This is a genomic window from Paenibacillus sp. J31R98 (genome assembly GCF_056269245.1).
In genome coordinates this window covers 1166225-1182994 of the sequence record NZ_JBWDNO010000001.1, presented here as the reverse complement: position 1 = coordinate 1182994, position 16770 = coordinate 1166225, and the positions used below count along the sequence as shown (strand labels likewise).

General features: G+C 53.1%; 7 protein-coding genes. 1 reads left to right on the top strand and 6 read right to left on the bottom strand.

Annotated features, from left to right (window positions below):
- Nucleotides 1-4: 4 nt before the first annotated feature.
- A complete protein-coding gene (locus AC0YNX_RS05340; RefSeq protein ID WP_475814590.1) occupies nucleotides 5-1543 on the top strand; it encodes a sulfatase family protein in 1539 nt (512 codons plus the stop codon).
- 172 nt (nucleotides 1544-1715) lie between these two features.
- Here AC0YNX_RS05340 and AC0YNX_RS05335 read toward each other — a convergent pair whose 3' ends face one another.
- The 6 genes from AC0YNX_RS05335 to AC0YNX_RS05310 are packed head-to-tail and all read right to left on the bottom strand — an operon-like array spanning nucleotide 1716 to nucleotide 16626.
- Nucleotides 1716-2912 (bottom strand): hemopexin repeat-containing protein, encoded by a 1197-nt coding sequence (locus AC0YNX_RS05335; protein ID WP_475814589.1) that lies wholly within the window; start codon nucleotides 2910-2912, stop codon nucleotides 1716-1718.
- A 41-nt stretch (nucleotides 2913-2953) separates the two neighbouring features.
- Nucleotides 2954-4480, bottom strand: a complete 1527-nt coding sequence (locus AC0YNX_RS05330) for a hemopexin repeat-containing protein (RefSeq protein WP_475814588.1) — start codon at nucleotides 4478-4480, stop codon at nucleotides 2954-2956.
- 48 nt (nucleotides 4481-4528) lie between these two features.
- Nucleotides 4529-6067, bottom strand: a complete 1539-nt coding sequence (locus AC0YNX_RS05325; RefSeq protein WP_475814587.1) for a hypothetical protein — start codon at nucleotides 6065-6067, stop codon at nucleotides 4529-4531.
- Nucleotides 6068-6077: 10 nt separating this feature from the next.
- On the bottom strand, nucleotides 6078-10718 hold the full coding sequence (locus AC0YNX_RS05320) for a hypothetical protein (RefSeq protein ID WP_475814586.1): 4641 nt from the start codon (nucleotides 10716-10718) through the stop codon (nucleotides 6078-6080).
- Entirely contained in the window at nucleotides 10715-13372 is a 2658-nt protein-coding gene (locus tag AC0YNX_RS05315; RefSeq protein WP_475814585.1) for a hypothetical protein, read from the bottom strand. The genes AC0YNX_RS05320 and AC0YNX_RS05315 overlap by 4 nt, the downstream gene beginning before the upstream one ends.
- Nucleotides 13372-16626 (bottom strand): DUF6603 domain-containing protein, encoded by a 3255-nt coding sequence (locus AC0YNX_RS05310; RefSeq protein WP_475814584.1) that lies wholly within the window; start codon nucleotides 16624-16626, stop codon nucleotides 13372-13374. Before AC0YNX_RS05310 ends, AC0YNX_RS05315 begins: the two co-directional genes overlap by 1 nt.
- Nucleotides 16627-16770: the final 144 nt, after the last annotated feature.

Sequence of the window (16770 nt, the reverse complement as noted above, 5' to 3'; positions counted from 1 at the left end):
TTTTATGATGAAGAAACCAAACATTTTGTTAATTACAAGTGATCAGCAACATTGGGACACGCTTGGACTTTTCAATACCGAATTAAGAACGCCTAATTTGGATCGACTCATGCGCTCGGGCACTACGTTTACGAGAGCTTATTGCCCGAATCCAACTTGCACACCAAGCCGCGCATCCATCATTACGGGACAATACCCTAGCCAGCACGGTGCATGGACGCTTGGTACCAAGCTATTGGAAGACCGTCATTGCGTTGGTGAGGACTTCAGCGCTGCCGGTTATCGAACAGCTCTTGTCGGCAAAGCTCATTTTCAGCCGCTCGGATCAACGGAGCAATACCCTTCAGTAGAGGCCTATCCGATTCTGCAAGATTTAGAGAAATGGAGAAACTTCCATGGACCCTTCTACGGCTTCGACCATGTCGAACTGACGCGCAACCATACGAACGAAGCGCATGTCGGTCAGCACTATGCCTTATGGCTAGAGGAGAAAGGCTGCGAGAATTGGAGGGATTATTTCCTTCCGCCAACGGGTACTATGGATCCTGCCATTACGTACAAATGGCCCATTCCTGAAGAATACCATTACAACACTTGGATCGCAGAGCGCACGAATGCGCTTATGGAACAGTACACGGAAGAAGACAAGCCGTTCTTCCTCTGGTCCAGCTTCTTCGATCCGCATCCGGAGTATTTGGCGCCTGAACCATGGGATACCATGTACGATCCGGAAACACTCACCATCCCTTCTATGGTGCCGGGCGAGCATGACAGCAACCCGCCTCACTTCGGCCTAACCCAAGAGGATCATCCAGACTTCTCGGCCTGGTCTGAAACCGGTAAAGGCATACACGGGTACCGTTCGCATCATTATTACGAATACGGAGAGAGGAAGAAGCTGACCGATTACGACAAGAAGAAGCTTGTCTCCGTCTATTACGGCATGATCAGCCTGATGGACAAATATATCGGTACCATTCTGGACAAACTCGACAAGCTTGGTATCGCAGATAACACGATCGTCGTGTTTACAACGGATCACGGCCATTTCTTCGGCCAGCACGGTTTGCAAGCCAAGGGCGGCTTCCATTACGAGGACTTGATCCGCCTGCCGTTTATCGTAAGTTACCCGGGGCATGTTCCCGCAGGAGTCACTTCGAGTGCCATTCAATCGCTTGTTGATCTAGCACCAACGTTCCTGTCGCTGAGCGGTATTCCTATTCCTCCTGCGATGACGGGCGTAGACCAAAGCCTCGTATGGAAAGGCACTGCTTCTTACGCGAGAGATCACGCGATCTGCGAATTCCGTCATGAACCGACGACGATTCATCAGAAAACATACGTTGATGAACGCTACAAGATCACCGTTTATTACAATCAAACCTACGGTGAAATCTTCGATCTGCAAGAAGATCCCCGTGAGCTGAATAACTTGTGGGACGATCCCGAATATGCAACGTTGAAATCCAATCTGATGCTGAAGTATATATGGGCGGAGCTTGGCAAAGAGGTTATGCCGATGCCTCGTATATCGGGAGCTTAAAAGGCTGGGTCATGTAGGCGGCATGGGATTCTGAGTGAGGAAACTGAATTATTTCGAGGGAAATGAAAAAGATACAACTTCTTGTCTAATACAAATGACAAGAAGTTGTATCTTTTATATTTTATATTTACCCCAAGTCTTTATTAAGCCCACCAAGTCATTCCTCTATGAATTATGAATTAAGCAATGTAAGAATATCGATTGCCCCAGGATCCCAATGGTTTTGCCCCGGTACGTGTTGGTGCCCGCACCAACCGGTGAACACATTCCATTCTTGAACCGACATCCGATTGCTCGGATTCCGATTCACATCTTTATCATTCATAAAAACGCGATCGGACTTTCTCGGTATAGGGACCAAATTCTCTATCTGTCGCATGACATCGCGAATGAATGCTAAATGCTCAGGAGCAATATTGGGAGAATCTTTTGCCATACCCACGATTTCGATTTGAATAGTATGTGCTGAGTTCGTCGTGAGAGTCCCATTTGCATCTTTCAATGCCCTCGACCCGACATTTAGCGGTATGAACTGAATAACTTTAAACGTCTTTGGATCAATGAGAAGATGGGACCAATCTCGGTTTGCGTCCAATGTTTTCTCATCCTCGGTAATACTTACCCCTTCGGTCGTATGTAACACGCCTCTCCATGGCAATGCTCGATACTTCGGTCCGTTCGTTTTCCGGTGTACTTCTGCATTTTCGAGCCATATCTCTTGGCTCAGATCAATGAGGTCAATAGCGAAGCTTAACCCATTATCGAACCCTGCGGCCTGCATCCCCGGCCAATGATCCGCGATCGCAAGGGGATAGCCATCGTCCACTTTATCCGCAGCGATATCGTACCGAACATATTGATTACCTTTGAAGAAATAAATCTTGCCGTCTCCCCAATTCATTGCCGCATCCAAGTCCCTGTCAAATCCCGCAGCTTGCATCCCTGGCCACTGATCCACGATCGACAAGGGATAACCGTCGTCCACTTTGTCTGCGGTGATATCATAACGAACATACTGCTCCCCTTTGAAAAAAAACACTTTACCGTCTCCCCGATTGACGGCCGCATCCAAGTCTCTCTCGAAACCTGCGGCTTGCAAGCCCTGCCACTGATCTGCAATTGCAAGGGGATAACCATCATCTACTTTGTCTGCAGCGACATCGTATCGAACATATTGATCTCCTTTAAAGAAGAATACTTTTCCATTCTCATAGTTAACCGCGGTGTCCAGATCCATGTCAAAACCAGCCTCATGCATCCCTGGCCACTGATCGGCAATTCTAAGAGGATAGCCTTCATCTACCAGGTCTTCGCCACGATCATACCGAACGTAATTACCCTCACGGAAAAAGAATACCTTTGTTCCCATTTAGAACCCTCCATCATTTAAGTTTATTAAAAACACCACACTTATACTCCGCCGTCAGCGAGTTCAATCGGCTTATCATAGGTAGGCTGGACCGCCGCATGCACATCCTTGAAGAATTGCCGAACAGATTGATTCTTTCCAGGGTCATCATGGTATAGAGACTTATCGCCGCCGATGATCAACAACCACTCGGCAATTTGCTTGTTATAGAGATTCGCGGCTTTGAGGTCGGCTAAGTAGCCGTTATCACCCCATCCGCTGCCGTCGAGTGCAAGCGCGTAGCGGAAGAAGCTCTTCAGATTGGGGTTCGCAGGAATTGGAGCTCCTGTGCTCTTGTGCAGCAGATCCTGCTGAACGCGCCAAGCGACATGGTTGCAGTTAAGCTCACCCATGATAACCGACAGAATACTCTGTGTGTCCGCATGAGCGTTAGCTTTTGCAATATCGGTATAGAATGACGGATTGGCGCCGACGCCGCTAGAATCGAGGGCATTGAAAAAATCGCGATTGCGGAAATGTGTGAGCTCGTGCGTAATCAACTGCGCGAAGAATTGACGTCCCGCGCCTGGATGAATGCCGCCCTGCACGAATTTATCCGCGACGAGCGTGACGCCTTTATATGCTCCAGGACCTCCGATACCGCAAAATGTAGCCGCATTATGTGTGCCATTATTCAAAGTAGTAACTTCATTATCAATCGCATCATGATAATTCGGCGGTGAGACTGCTTTCGCCTTATCCGCGTTCACGGCACTAAAGATACCGAGCAGATTGCCCTGGAACAATTCATGATGTGTAAAGTCAGCAATTTGCTTGGCCCAGCTATCTGCTGGATATTCGCCTAAAGCACGAAGAAGATCAGCGATTTCGGGATCAAGCTTGTTGGATGCGACAAATTCGCTGAACGGTCCGAATGTGAGTTTCTGGGGACTAGGAGCAAAAGCCGCATTCAAACCAGATGCAAATCCAAGCTCTTGCATTCTATGCCATTGCGCGGAGATCGAGAGTGGATAACCTTCATCTACATGATTAGCATTGAGATCGAAGCGAACATACTGATCGACTTTGAAGAAGTAGATTATCCCGTTTTTCACATTGAATGCTGCATCCAAGTTTCGATCGAACCCATGCTCTTGCATGCCTGGCCATTGTGAAGCGATTGACAACGGGTAACCGTCGTCTACTCGATTCTCGTTAAAGTTAAAGCGAACATATTGATCCCCTTTAAAAAAGTAGATCATTCCGTTCCCGCCATTCACTGCAGCATCTAAATCTCTATCGAAACCAGCTGCTTGCATGCCCGGCCATTGTGAGGCGATTGTAAGCGGGTAATCATCATCTACTCGATCCTCAGCTATATCATAACGAACATACTGACTTCCCCTGAAGAAATAAACCTTTCCATTCTCTAAGCTTACCGCTGCGTCTATGTTTGCGCCAAACCCCGCCGCTTGCATGCCCGACCAGAAATCTGCTATTGCAAGGGGGTAGCCATCATCAACCCTGTCTTCATCTAAATCATAACGGACATATTGCGACTCTCTGAAAAAATAAACTTTTGCACCCATCCCTGATCCTCCTCAAATGAATTGCACACAAATGTTGAATATGAGACTTTACGACTTTACAAGTTTGTCATAGATCAGTGAGCGAGCTGGCGGATTGCTTAGCGGCATGCGGCGGCGCTGTATCCATAAGACCGGATTCCCGTTCATGTCCCGTGCCAACTGCCATCTGCGCTCGATTTCAATGCCGTTCACAGGTATCGCAGAAGCTTCAATTTCGTGTAATTCGCGCGCGCCCGGAACGCCAGCGAGCAATAGTTCAGCTTCTGGGCGCGGCATTGGTTCGGGGCTTCGGCGCGACAGATCCGCCAGACCACGCTGTATGAATCGGCGTTCGCCTGCTTCTGGCAGCGAATAGGGATGCCAGTTCCGCGAGATGCCCTCGCCTGGCACATATTGATAATGATCGGCTTCTCGGCTGTCGCCGGACGGTTTGTTCCCTTGAGCTAAGAACGGCGGAGCTGCAGGCTCTTCGCGCTCCCTCATCTCAACCGAGCGTCCGTCGATAATACGCTCGACCGCCCAGAGCAGGTTTAATTGCTCGTCGATGCCGAATTGCACCCGCTCGATCGGATCGCTCTCGAGTGGAAGCTCGGCGACATGCCAGAGAACCAATTCGTTGTCCAAGCCATTACATTTGAACAAGCTCCAATCCCTTGGCGGTCTTAATCCAATATGCTGCGGGTCGTCACTGCTGTAGTGGTTGTCGAACGCATCGTAAACGTTGATACTCTTCAATGAAACCGTATTGCCCGCTTTTGCAGTTAGAGGAAACAAGAACCAATCGTCACTATGCGAATAGATGAGGTCGACTAGCAGCATGGTTGGAAAATGAGCAGGGTCTGGTGGATAACCACCGATATCCGTTCGGGCATTCTCAATTTGCCACCACCTGTTATTTGGCGCTCCCGGGTAAGCAAGCGGAGCCGGATAGACAGTCTTATGCCATCCACTGTCTGGCAAGGGCATTTCGCCTGGGGACTCGTTCGGATCTGGACCATCGACGGAAAACCAATCCATCGGACCGCCAAAGTGACGTTTCACCTCCAGCTGGCGCGAGGCTGAGGAGAACGTTCTCTCATAGCAGAGCGTCGAAGCGTCCCAACTGAGCGGGCTATCTGCTGGTGGCAGCACATCGCCGAAGTCGGTGTCTTCCAGTCCGAGCGTTTGCCGTTTTCTCCACACGGCCAAGCCGTCATAATCGCCATGAAATGCATCATAAGGCGGTGGCGGGCGGAAGAATCGCAATGATTCGTTGCCGGCGCCAAGCTTCGCAGCGACGAGCCCGCCTGCACGAATACGCCGCCCCATCGTCCACCAGTCGTCAAGCTCTGACTCGACCACCGTCTCAGCGGGAACGACGGTCAGATCAACTTCCGGCTCGCCCGCCTGCGTACGAATCTGTCTGGCTTCAGCTTCATATTCAAGCAGGATAGGTGTCGACGCGTTCTCACCCTGATGCTCGCCCATTTGCCATTGGCGGGCCAGAAACCACGTCGGATCATGCACAGCCGCTTCGAAACCACTCTGCAAATCTCGGTTGCCGGCATAAGGCTCCAATCTGGCATATCGATCGTAATAAGTTGTCATCCGCTTAGGCTCACCTCCAATATTGGCTGCTCTTGTCGAATCTCATCCTGTCCGGTCCCGATGACTGAAACCAGAGTGTGGACAGTAGATTGAGGTCATCGAACGCTTCCTCAGGAAACGCCTCCTCCTGCTCGAGCGTCAGGGGGATGTCTGGCCGCGCCGCTCGAGCGTGCGCCTGCTCACGCGTCTCGGCGACGATATCAAGCAGCATTTCGCCTTCGAGACGCATCCGCGGCTTCGGCGGTACTGCAAGCAGAATCGCCTGCGGCGGGCGGGCGGCGGGCGCATTAAACCCGAACGCGACGTTCGTTGCTCGCTGCGGCATCGGCACGTTCTCGCTGAACAGGTCGATAAGCCCTACAGCCATATGCTCGCCGGCCCATGCCCCTTCCGAAGCGTACGCCGCGATGAAACGAGGCATTGCCAGTCTCGTCGGCTTAGCGGATTCCCGATTGCTTGCGGTTTGTTGAATCACGATCGTTTGCCAAGGATCGTCGCTTGTGGCGTTGCTTCGGGCGCTCATAGGCGGATGCGTGCCCTTCAGTCCAGCTTGCAGCTGCATCGCTTCCAACCGTGCGAGCGGCGCGCGAACAGCCGCAACGGTGGAGAGCCAAGTGGTATCGAGTGTGGCTTCCGATTCTCCTTTTAATCCGGATATCGCATGAAAATCTGCCGTTATCCAACGAGCCAATAGCGGCAGCTTCGCATCCGGTGTCGCTAGTGCAGAGATTGAATGAGCAAGGTCATTAAGATCGGGTATTTCGGCTGTGTCTGTCGGCGCAGAGTCCAGACGATTTTGCAGGACAACACGCGCCGCCGAGACGAGTCTTGCGAGCAAGCCTTCGTCCGCTGGCTGCTTATCGGCGAACAGCGCTTCGAAGAGCGCGCGGCGCTCACCAGTCTCACTCGTCGGAATGACGCCCCATTGCAGCACCAGAATTAACGCGGCTTTCCTCGACACCTCATCTGCGGTTGCGCTCAGTGCATCGATCATTTGCGTGCATGCAAGTCTCAATCGTCCAAGCCGTATACCTAAATCGTCGCGCAGACCGTCGTCAATTCGTTTCGACTCGGAAGCAGCGAACGTCTCATTGGCAGCGGCTGCACGCGCACGTGCCAGCTGCGTACCAAGCGCGCCAAGCATTTGCCTCGCGGCCCTGTAGCTTGCTGGCGCTTCGGCGGCGCTCAATCGTTCGATGCCAAGCTTGGCGGCGAAGATACTAGCCAGTGTCTCTTCTCCTAGCAACGCCGCTTCTCCGATCGGCATCCCGATATCGGATAGAGACAAGCTTCCGGTAATTTCCCGTTCTTTGAGTACGCCGTCTTCCAATATTGCTCCAATACCGGTAACACGCCAGACAAAGCCATCACGCACCATAAACGCGCTGTCGAGATAGCCAAGTAACGATGGCTCTGCGATCCGGCATGGGTGTGCAGCTGCTCCTTCGGGCGGTGGTTCAATCCATCTTAGCGCAGAGAAGACGCTCGTCTGTATTTGATACCCTGAAGGCGGTGTGCGCACCGAGTCGAATGTCGGCGGGCGACCAAGTCCCGCAGCTGCGTCCATTGCATCTGCCGCGCCTTCCGGTCGGCCGGAAACCACTTGATGAACGGCATCAGTCACGAGCAAATCACCGTAGGCGTCGATCGACCGTGAGAGCAGTTCGAGCGGCCCGCGCTTATCCTGCAAATTAAACGGATCGTCAAGCGCGAGCAGTCGATCCAGCGCGACCATTCCGTTGCACACTTCATTCGGATGGGTCTGATCGCCCCGCATCGGAAACCATTCTCGCAATTCCCGCACGTCTTCGAATGAGAAGATCGCTTCAACTCTTCTGCCAATCGCTTCATATAGATGACAGCCTAAACGGACCTCATCTGCCAGTTCTATCGCGGTGCGCACGAGTTGAGAATCGAGGTTCATCTCCCATACGTTGCGTTCACCGGAGACAGCTCCCTCCCGTTTGGAAGACAAATATTTGTCTCTGAGCACGATGCTGGTCATCGCGAGCGGTTGAGACGGCGCGTGCAAACGGCCTGCATCCGTCGGCCCGCGTTTTCCGGCGAACGGCCCGTCGAGCCAACCGTAAGCGCCGATGCGGAACAGCTTGTGCGGGCTATCGCTATGCCGCTTAAGTCTGCGCCATGCGATACCGGTCATCCATGGATCGATTCGGAACGTTGCTGTGTCAATCGTGGCACGAAGAGCTCGATCTAGTTGATCGACTCTTGGCTCCAAGAGGTTTGATTTCCATATCCGCCCCTTATTTCCGTAAGGATCGTCGGTTTCGAGGCCGTTCTCGTCCAAAGCTTTGGCGAGCTTGGTCAGCTCATCGAATTGTCGCTTGACGAGCTTCGTCGCATCGACAGAGCCTCTTCCCTGTGCGTATTGCGCTTTAAACAACTTCCTCGCTTCGTGGGCGAGCGAGCGATACCGGTTGGCGTCGGTCCAAGTTTTCTGCTCCAGCAGCGGTCTACTATCACCGCTTGCCAATTGGCTGTACCAAGCCTGCGACAGCATCAAGGCATGGACCATTAGCCGCACGAGCAGGCTATCGGGTACGATGTCTTCCATTACTTCATGGTAGACGTCCAAGTCTTCGTTTGCCCAGTTAACCAGTTTTTCAATTAGCTCTTGAATAGGCAGAGGAGCACGGGTGAACGAGATCAGCGACAACTCCAACGGCACCGGCTGTCCAAACGCGATGTAGTACCTCAGCGGATCGCGTCCCATACGTTCAGCCGCGGGCTTATAAACAGGTTTTACTTGTTTGTTGAAATCGTCAACGTTCTTACCGTAAGCGTAAGCGAGCAAGTCCGCCGATAAAAAATAACGGTAACCGTAATTGGCGGATAATGCGTCATGACCCATCAGTTCCATCAGCTTCTTCGTATCGCCGCCAACGACGGTATTGCCCTGTATCTTTGCTAAACGAGCCATCTTGCGTCGCAATGCCGTTAATTGAACCGCCATCGCAGATTCCAGCTTCGCGAATGTATCGCCCGTCTCGTTCTCCCATTTCGAAAGTGCCGTTACGGGCAGCAGTCCGTATGGCTGAGATGCGATACGAATCGGATGCAGTGGCCCTTCAGGATACAAGTAATCTACCGACCATTGTCCAAGTGTGTACGCTTCAGCGCCGAGTCCCCATAGATCACGCGAATGGTGACCCCAGAGCGCCGGCCATAACGCGGTTACGAGCCGCTGGCTCTCCTCAATATCGTCGTTTCCGCCAGGCACGGCAGGAACCGTGTTCGCATCGCCTGTCAACGCCCGGCTAACATTAGCCATCGCGTCATCGGACGAACTCTGACCGCTTGCTTGCTTTAGACGCTTGCTCGCGATATCGAGCCAAGTCCATGCATCTTCCGCAAGATCAGCGGCAGGTGCGTCTTGCACGCTGTTTGTTGGCGCGCCGAGACGCATTAGCCCCATCTCGCCCGCGTCAGCTTGCGCTCGGAAATGCGCTCCGGGATCCGACGCTTCCGATTCATCCATAACGCCGACCACATAGAGCGCCTTGATAGAATTGCGGTTCAAGCCAGCGGGCAATGGCCATTCTCCAGCAAGTCCGAATCGCTTTGCTTTGTCCCAATTCGCCCACCACGCGCTTCGCATGTCGGTGTCGTTCTCAGGCAAAGTAACATCGTTCAATGCTTCCTCGCGTTTACGCTCTGCTTCTTCATTCTCAGGCTGCAATGTACCGATGTGATGGCGCACGGTTCCCACGAAGTCATTAGAATCTGCCGCTTTGATCGCCCAGACGTCCAGTTTACGGGGAATGCCTCCGATCCGATTGCGGATGCCCTTATCTTCCGGCTCGGTTTCTGCTTGGACGACGATATTCCCATCAGAAACTTGGAACGGTAAAGCGGAAGCCAGCCAAGCGGCTCGCCGAACCCCCACCCTGGTGCAGAACCGCTCCCACGCTACGCGCAGCTCGCCATTGTCAGATGATAGCCATTCGTCAACTGGAGCTGCTCTATCGGGCTGGGCCTTGTATGCTTCGTTCCAAAAATCACGTAAAAACGCTAGCTCCGTTTCCGTCGGCTTCGGACGATCACGGCAAATGGAAGCTTCATCGGGGATGACACGCAACCGCAGTGTATCCACTGCGTCTTCCGTAGAATCAAATTCTTGAGGCTCGAACAATGTCTCGAGACGAAGCGGCATTAGCACGGCTACTTCGTCATACGGATAGGCAGCATCTCCCTGCTCTGCTCTTTCAAGCCACTGCCGGTGTCCGATTGTCGTCAACTCCGCGAGGATTTCTTCGTCGCTGCTCACTGCTGTGCGCACGCGATTGATGAAATCCGCTGGAGTCGTACCGGTACCGTGCGCCAAGTCTTCGATACGGGCAGCTACGTCAGCTGTGAGCCAAGGTAAGTCGCCGAGCGCCAGGTGAACTGGATCTTGTTCAATCGTTCTTCGAATATTGTGCGCATTCTGCCATAACCAGATTTCCGCCACAAGTGTGTAAGTACGATCACTTACGCGCCAATCGGAAACAGAAAGCCGATCCCGTTCCTCCTTCAATCGAGCGAGCCAAAGCGTTGGCTCTTCTTCCAGCGGCACAGGTCGTGCTTCCAAAGCGCCGATCGCCAGTGCGACCCGCTCGACGCGAGCGTCACGCATGCCAAATGTAATCACTCAGATTCCCCCATCTTCTCAAGGTATGCGCCGTCGATGGCGACACGGGTCGGTTTGTCGATATGGCATCGAGCGAATTCAGCAGCGTCCGCTTCATTCCCGTTGCAGCCCACTGAGCCATTCGTCTCGGCGAGGAAACGTAGCTCAGAAGGAGGTTCGTCGAGTACGAGCCAATATTCATCAAGCTTGGTCGGTTTAAGGTCAAACATGAAGCAATGTAGATCAGGAGCGAGCTCCGCCATGAAGATCGGTCCGAGAAAATTTCGATCATTGCGGTCATCCGCACTATGATTAAGTTCAGGTGGCTGTAACAGCAATGCATCAACATCGCCATTTTGTGGTTTTTTCACGAGATAAACTAGCGTCGATGGATACCTGCGGAACAAGTCCGTCCGAAAGGCGATAATCAAATCCTGCTTGCCCTCGGTATCGCCTGGCTTGATGGTTTGATGAGACAAATCTCCGATATCGGAAGAGGTATTCTTCGCCCATTCGGCTATGGGTTCAATATCGGCTTCACGCTTACGGCTCTCATAATTCACATAGCCCCAGAACATGCGCAGCGGCGTGAAGCTGCGTGTAACCGGCAAGCCGCGCCATCGTAATTCGCTTAACAATTGCGAATTGATACCCACCATGAACGCGTCGATAAACGCAGGATTCGTCTGGAGGGCGACGATGGAATCGTGCTCCATTTGGGCTAAGCCAGGCAGCAGCCACGATTGTTCATAACGGTTCAGCAGCTGCCATACCGGAAAGTCCAAGCCGAGTGGCAGCTCTGGCGGTGCAAGGCTTGACAAGTCCAAGCCCTCGATTGTTGCAGCAACCCGCCGCCAGGCCGGCGGACGCTCCGCCGTTGGTTCGATTGCGCCGCTGACAGCTGCTGCCAGCTTACCGAGATCAATTGGCTTCAATCGTTCTGGCGCAGCAGAAGGTGTGCTTTCAACGAGAAAATCGCTTCGAATCTCGCCAACGAACCCTCCCTTCGCGAAACAGCTAATACGAACCGCTTCAATGATCGCTTCCGCCTCCAGAACGGTCATGCCTCTGCTTGCCAGTTCTTCCAGCTTGCCTTCAATTCGGTTGTCGCAGCCGATTCCGCGTTCGTTCAAGGCGGTAAGCAGGTCTTTGCGCATACTGGGCGTATTGCGCAACATCGCGAATTTGTGTGCCACCTCGCGCACGGATGCTAGCACATCTGGCGACATGTCTTTAACGCCGAGCTTCTTCTCCGGTGGTGCAATTCCAATCGCTTGTGCGACCCAATCGATGTGCGGCAGTCCTGCTGGCGATTTGTCCGATGCCTGCGGCGCACGATTCGCCGCGTCGAGCGCATCGGCTCTGTTCATCTCCGAAGCAGCATGGCGGGTTCTTGCAGTTCCGCCACGCAGTTTCCTTGCCGCCGCGCTGGAGAACAACGCCGGCGATAGCAGGCTGCCGGATGTAACGCGGTTCAGCACCGTTCCGCCGTCTTTCGCAAGCATGCGGCCCATCGCCGGTCCGAAGATGGCAAGCCGTTGCCGGCCGTCGTCCGGCAGCCTGCGCCGCCACAAGCTTTGCGCTGCTGACAAGCCGAATGCCAAATATCGAATTCGCTGTGCTGCGTCGTTAAGCGCACCGGATTGCTTGACTGCTGCATCCAACAATTCATTTTGCGCGTCTTTGCCAAGCTTAGCCCCCAAACCCGCGATGCCGCGATAGCGTGGATCGTCCTTTAGCGTTGTGCCCCAAAGCGCATGATCTGGATTAGGCAGCCAAGGCTGTGCGTAGAACGGAAGCCCCATAATTTGGCGCCTCGGCTCGCTAACATCCAACAGCTCTGTACTGCTCAATAAACTAAGATCATTGCGTGCCGACTGTACTCTCTCCGTCTGATCCTCGATCTCTTGCAGGGAAGCAATCGCGCCGCGAATGTCGAACGTATCATCGAAGCCTGTTGCCTCTCTCGCGTAGCGAAGCTCGGCTTTGCCGACATTGCCCGCCGCCTTCATGTGAAGCGCAGCGGCTAGCGTCTCGAAATCACCGGCTTCGCCAGTGCGGAAACGCCAGCTGTGGTACGCGCGCAACGTTCCACTCGCTACGATCCCGTCATCAGACCACATCTTAGAACCATCAGCTTGAAAGGTCGGCACGAGAACCGCCGTATATTCGGTGAGCGGCAGACTCGGTAGGTTGGGTGATAGCAAGCGAGAGAAGCCGTCCTGCACATGCGCCCATCGGTAGGAGTGGTTAAGGTCATGCGCCTTAAGGACTTCGTGCTCGAATTTCGTCACCAAGCCGCCATCAATGACCAATTTCTCGGATTCGCCGACCAGTAAAGCTAACCACGGGCACAGCTGATTACTGTTCAAATGAGGCGTGTATCGCCAAGGCAAATCCTGTTCGGCGAAGTCGACATGTACGAGCTTCGTCGTCTCGGCATTACCGGACCACGGAGGCGGCGCCAGGTGTACGATCGCCTCCGGTTTCAGTCCGGCAACATCTGCCGCGGAATAGAACTCAAAAGGCACCTCGCCATCCGCCGTCTCACTCGTTGTTGTGTCAGTGAGTTTCAACTTAAGCGTGTTAACAAGCCTTCCGTCCTTGATTTGCGCGTCATCGAACAATTCGGAGCGTCTATTATTGGCAAACTGCAATTGACCGCCGACCGCCATTATTCAAATACCTCCTTCAAATCGACCAGCGAATCGGTTGCGCATACGGCGACGCCACCAATGGCTCGGGCAGATAAGAACGCTTGCACAGCATTGCGATCCTTCGAGACTTCCCCTTGCGGTCCATGAGCCGCCCATACTTCTCCAGCCGTTGAAACCATCGGCTTCCCCGGCGTTGCAGCCACGTAACGGCTTCTCCCTTGCTGGACCGCCATTAAGCCTTCATTCATATAGGCTCTCATGAACTCTCCTGTTAGAGGTAAGCGCTTCGGCAGCTTCCAAAGATCGATTATGACGTCGTAGGGGGTACTTACTACGTCTTTCAATTTTCCATTGACTCGTAATCCAGACTTCTGCTCGCTGAAACGGGCGTTATTAAGCGCCTCCGAGTCGTTCAGCTTCGCATACGTTCCGACGCTGAACCAGTCTTTCTCCTCAGGCATGTTCGTGAATTGGCAAGTGAGCTCAAGCAAGTGCGGCTTATCAAGATCTACGCCTTCCAGCCGTTCAATCGGGATCCCGATCGGAACGCGCTTCTGCTCCCATATTAGTGATCCTGCAGGCGAAATTCGCAATCGTCCTGAAGCATTCGGAATCGAATTCAGTATGACACTTCGGTCCTCGTTCTCCGCGCGGAGATTAGCCGCGATATTCAGCTCTGGACCAATGTGCGCGATAACGCTTGATATTGCTTTGACTTGATTGTCCGCATCTGATCCAAACCGTAGCGTTACGTCCCCAGATATGTCGAAGAATAGCAGCGAAACCGTCGCGCTCGCCTGTACGACGATGGGACCCGGACCGCTCATTGCGCCTTCTATTCTTACGCCGAAGAGCGAACAGCCTTCTACCTCGACGTCGAATCCAGCGTCGATACGCGCATCGAAATGGAATGGGCTGAACCTTATGAGGCTGTCAAAGGCAAACCAGCCATGCGCACTGATCGGTCCCAGCTCGAGTGCGGCTTCAACACGAGCGCCGAGCTGCAGCGTCCCAGGCGTAATGGCGACATACATCGCAAGCTTGAACCAAGCGCTGGCCACTGCATCAATCGATAGCGATGCTCCTACCCTTGCCAGCTTCGGCAGCTCCATCGCCCCAGGGTTAAACGAAGGATGAAATCCACCTGCACTAAGCAGAAAATATCCGCCAGGCCCATAATTGAGCATAAACGCTGCCTCACCGACGATGTTGACGATGTGCATCAGATGCGAATTGACAAGTCCCGCGCGGAAATACACGAGCTGCTTGGCCACGTCGATGCCACCTATAAAGTCGAGGCGAATATAGAGCAGCGCCAAGTTCTCATCAGCTCCGACCGTCATCTTCGCGCTGCCGACGATAATGACGTTCGAAGGTCCAGGCAACTCGATGAACAGGCCGAGATCGAGTCGCAGCAATTGCTGCAACCAATTGATTTGGAACGTCGGACCGATAACGAACGCACCTTGCTTCTCAGGAAAAAAAGATTGCAAATCGTTCAGCAAACCTGGAGCTTGCTTCACCGGATCCTCGCAGAACAGCACGTTTCCGCTTGCTCCGCTGCTGAGCCGGTCACGCAGCAAATCTGTGTCGGCTCGGCGATTGAAGGCAACCAATCCGCCAACCCCACCAAGCGCAAAGCCCCAGCTGAGCTGAATGCCAGGGAATGGGAATCGAATGCCAAGCAGCCCGACGAATTCGGGATCGCCGCCTTCCGACGACTTGTAGATGCCGAAGGCAGACACCCCAGTACCCATTAAGGACACTTGCATCGCGCCGCCATATTCGTTATCGCCCAATCGCTTCAAGAATCCGCCGCCTGTGATCGGTCCGGCATCGATACGAACGCCAAGGCCTTCAGGTGGCAAAGGGACATACGCGTTGCCCACCTCGGGACGTCCGAATGCCATCCCCGCACCGTCCATGTCTATCGCGACCGGACCGAATTGCGCATTCGCCGCATATTGCAATTGCACTCGTAAGAAGAAACTACCATCTTTCGGCAGTAGCTCCACTCTCGCCCTTACTTGATCCACCTTGATCTGGATAGGACCTCCGACGAACTGCAAATGCGCTGGAACGATGAACTGAACTCCGAGCGCGCCTTCGGAGGATTGCTCGAGCTGTATGCCTTTCCCTTGAATATAAGAAAGCTCCATGTCCCCTTCGAGACGGATGGCATCAGGCAGACCGATGGCGCCACCTAGCTGCTTCAGAAATTCAACCGTCAATACGAGTCCGATTCGTTTCAAGCGTAAGTACACTTCAAACAATGGCGATTCATCGCGAAGCCGCAAGCCAATTTCGGCAGACTTCAGCTCGAGATGCGCGCCGTCCTCCGGTCCGAAGATGATGGACTCGCTTCCTGCGGGCGGTTCTTTTATAAGCGTGACCTCGAATAAGCCCTCCGAGTTCCGCGATGCATCGATTTCGTTATTGCCCTTTAGCGTGATGCGGTATGTCTTCGGACCATCGTCTGGCGTTCCAAGCTGAAGACGCCAGCCGTTACTAAGTTCAACCCTTTTGTTAGTTATCTCTTGAGCATTCTTCAAGAACAGTTCAATGCCAAGGCCTTCTAATCGTCCGGTCGTTTGGCCAAGCAGATCGGGACCGATCAGGCTGATAGCTCCGATCTCGCCAGGCTTATTCGCCAACTGAATGAACTCCTCAAGAGTCAGTGGGATTTCCGCTGGCAGTCCGATGCTCAGTGGCGAGTTGATCAGACGGATCAGATCTTGCAGTGACGCGCCTGGCTCGCCTGGCAATGGCAAGGCGAGGAACCCTTCGTTCGCGTATTCCTTCTGGACCAATTGTTCTGGGGCGAACAACAGCAAGGATAATAACGATTGCAGAAACTTCAAGTCATCAAGCTTTTCGATTTTGGTAAACCACCAGGTTGGATTCGCGAGTACAGCATCAGGATGTTTCAACAGCTGAGTCAGCTTATCCCAATCCAACCCGAATCCATTTACTGCACCATTGTCTGCATAATCAATGCTCACAACGCCAACCATTGTCAGCGCCTCAGCTACACGCGGCAAATAAATGTGAAGAGCACGGATGAACAACGTTTCACGCAGCTGAGTATCGCTGATCAGCTGTTTTAATCGGTCCAGCCATTCTTCGATGCCGCCGCCCGTCCAATCCACGGACAGCTTGCCCAGATCGCTTATGGTGTGTTCCATTCCGTGAAGTTTGACAGGCAATGGGTATTTTTCTTCTGTCAGTACGTTCCCGAACATTTTCGCGATCAATTGGAATACGTCCGCCATCGTCTCACCTCCCTCGGATTAACGGCCAGTCGTTACCAAAGCAGCGGCAATACGGGAGTGAATTTTTTTCCAGTATCAACCAATTTTGTGCGAGTAGAGAATAACATGAACCCGAAACAAAAGATATTATCCGAAAGTAGTATT

Excerpts from the sequence above, each read along its gene's own strand:
- AC0YNX_RS05340 (WP_475814590.1), top strand. The coding sequence starts at position 5 with ATGATGAAGAAACCAAACATTTTGTTAATTACAAGTGATCAGCAACAT.
- AC0YNX_RS05335 (WP_475814589.1), bottom strand. The coding sequence starts at position 2,912 with ATGGGAACAAAGGTATTCTTTTTCCGTGAGGGTAATTACGTTCGGTAT.
- AC0YNX_RS05330 (WP_475814588.1), bottom strand. The coding sequence starts at position 4,480 with ATGGGTGCAAAAGTTTATTTTTTCAGAGAGTCGCAATATGTCCGTTAT.
- AC0YNX_RS05325 (WP_475814587.1), bottom strand. The coding sequence starts at position 6,067 with ATGACAACTTATTACGATCGATATGCCAGATTGGAGCCTTATGCCGGC.
- AC0YNX_RS05315 (WP_475814585.1), bottom strand. The coding sequence starts at position 13,372 with ATGGCGGTCGGCGGTCAATTGCAGTTTGCCAATAATAGACGCTCCGAA.
- AC0YNX_RS05310 (WP_475814584.1), bottom strand. The coding sequence starts at position 16,626 with ATGGCGGACGTATTCCAATTGATCGCGAAAATGTTCGGGAACGTACTG.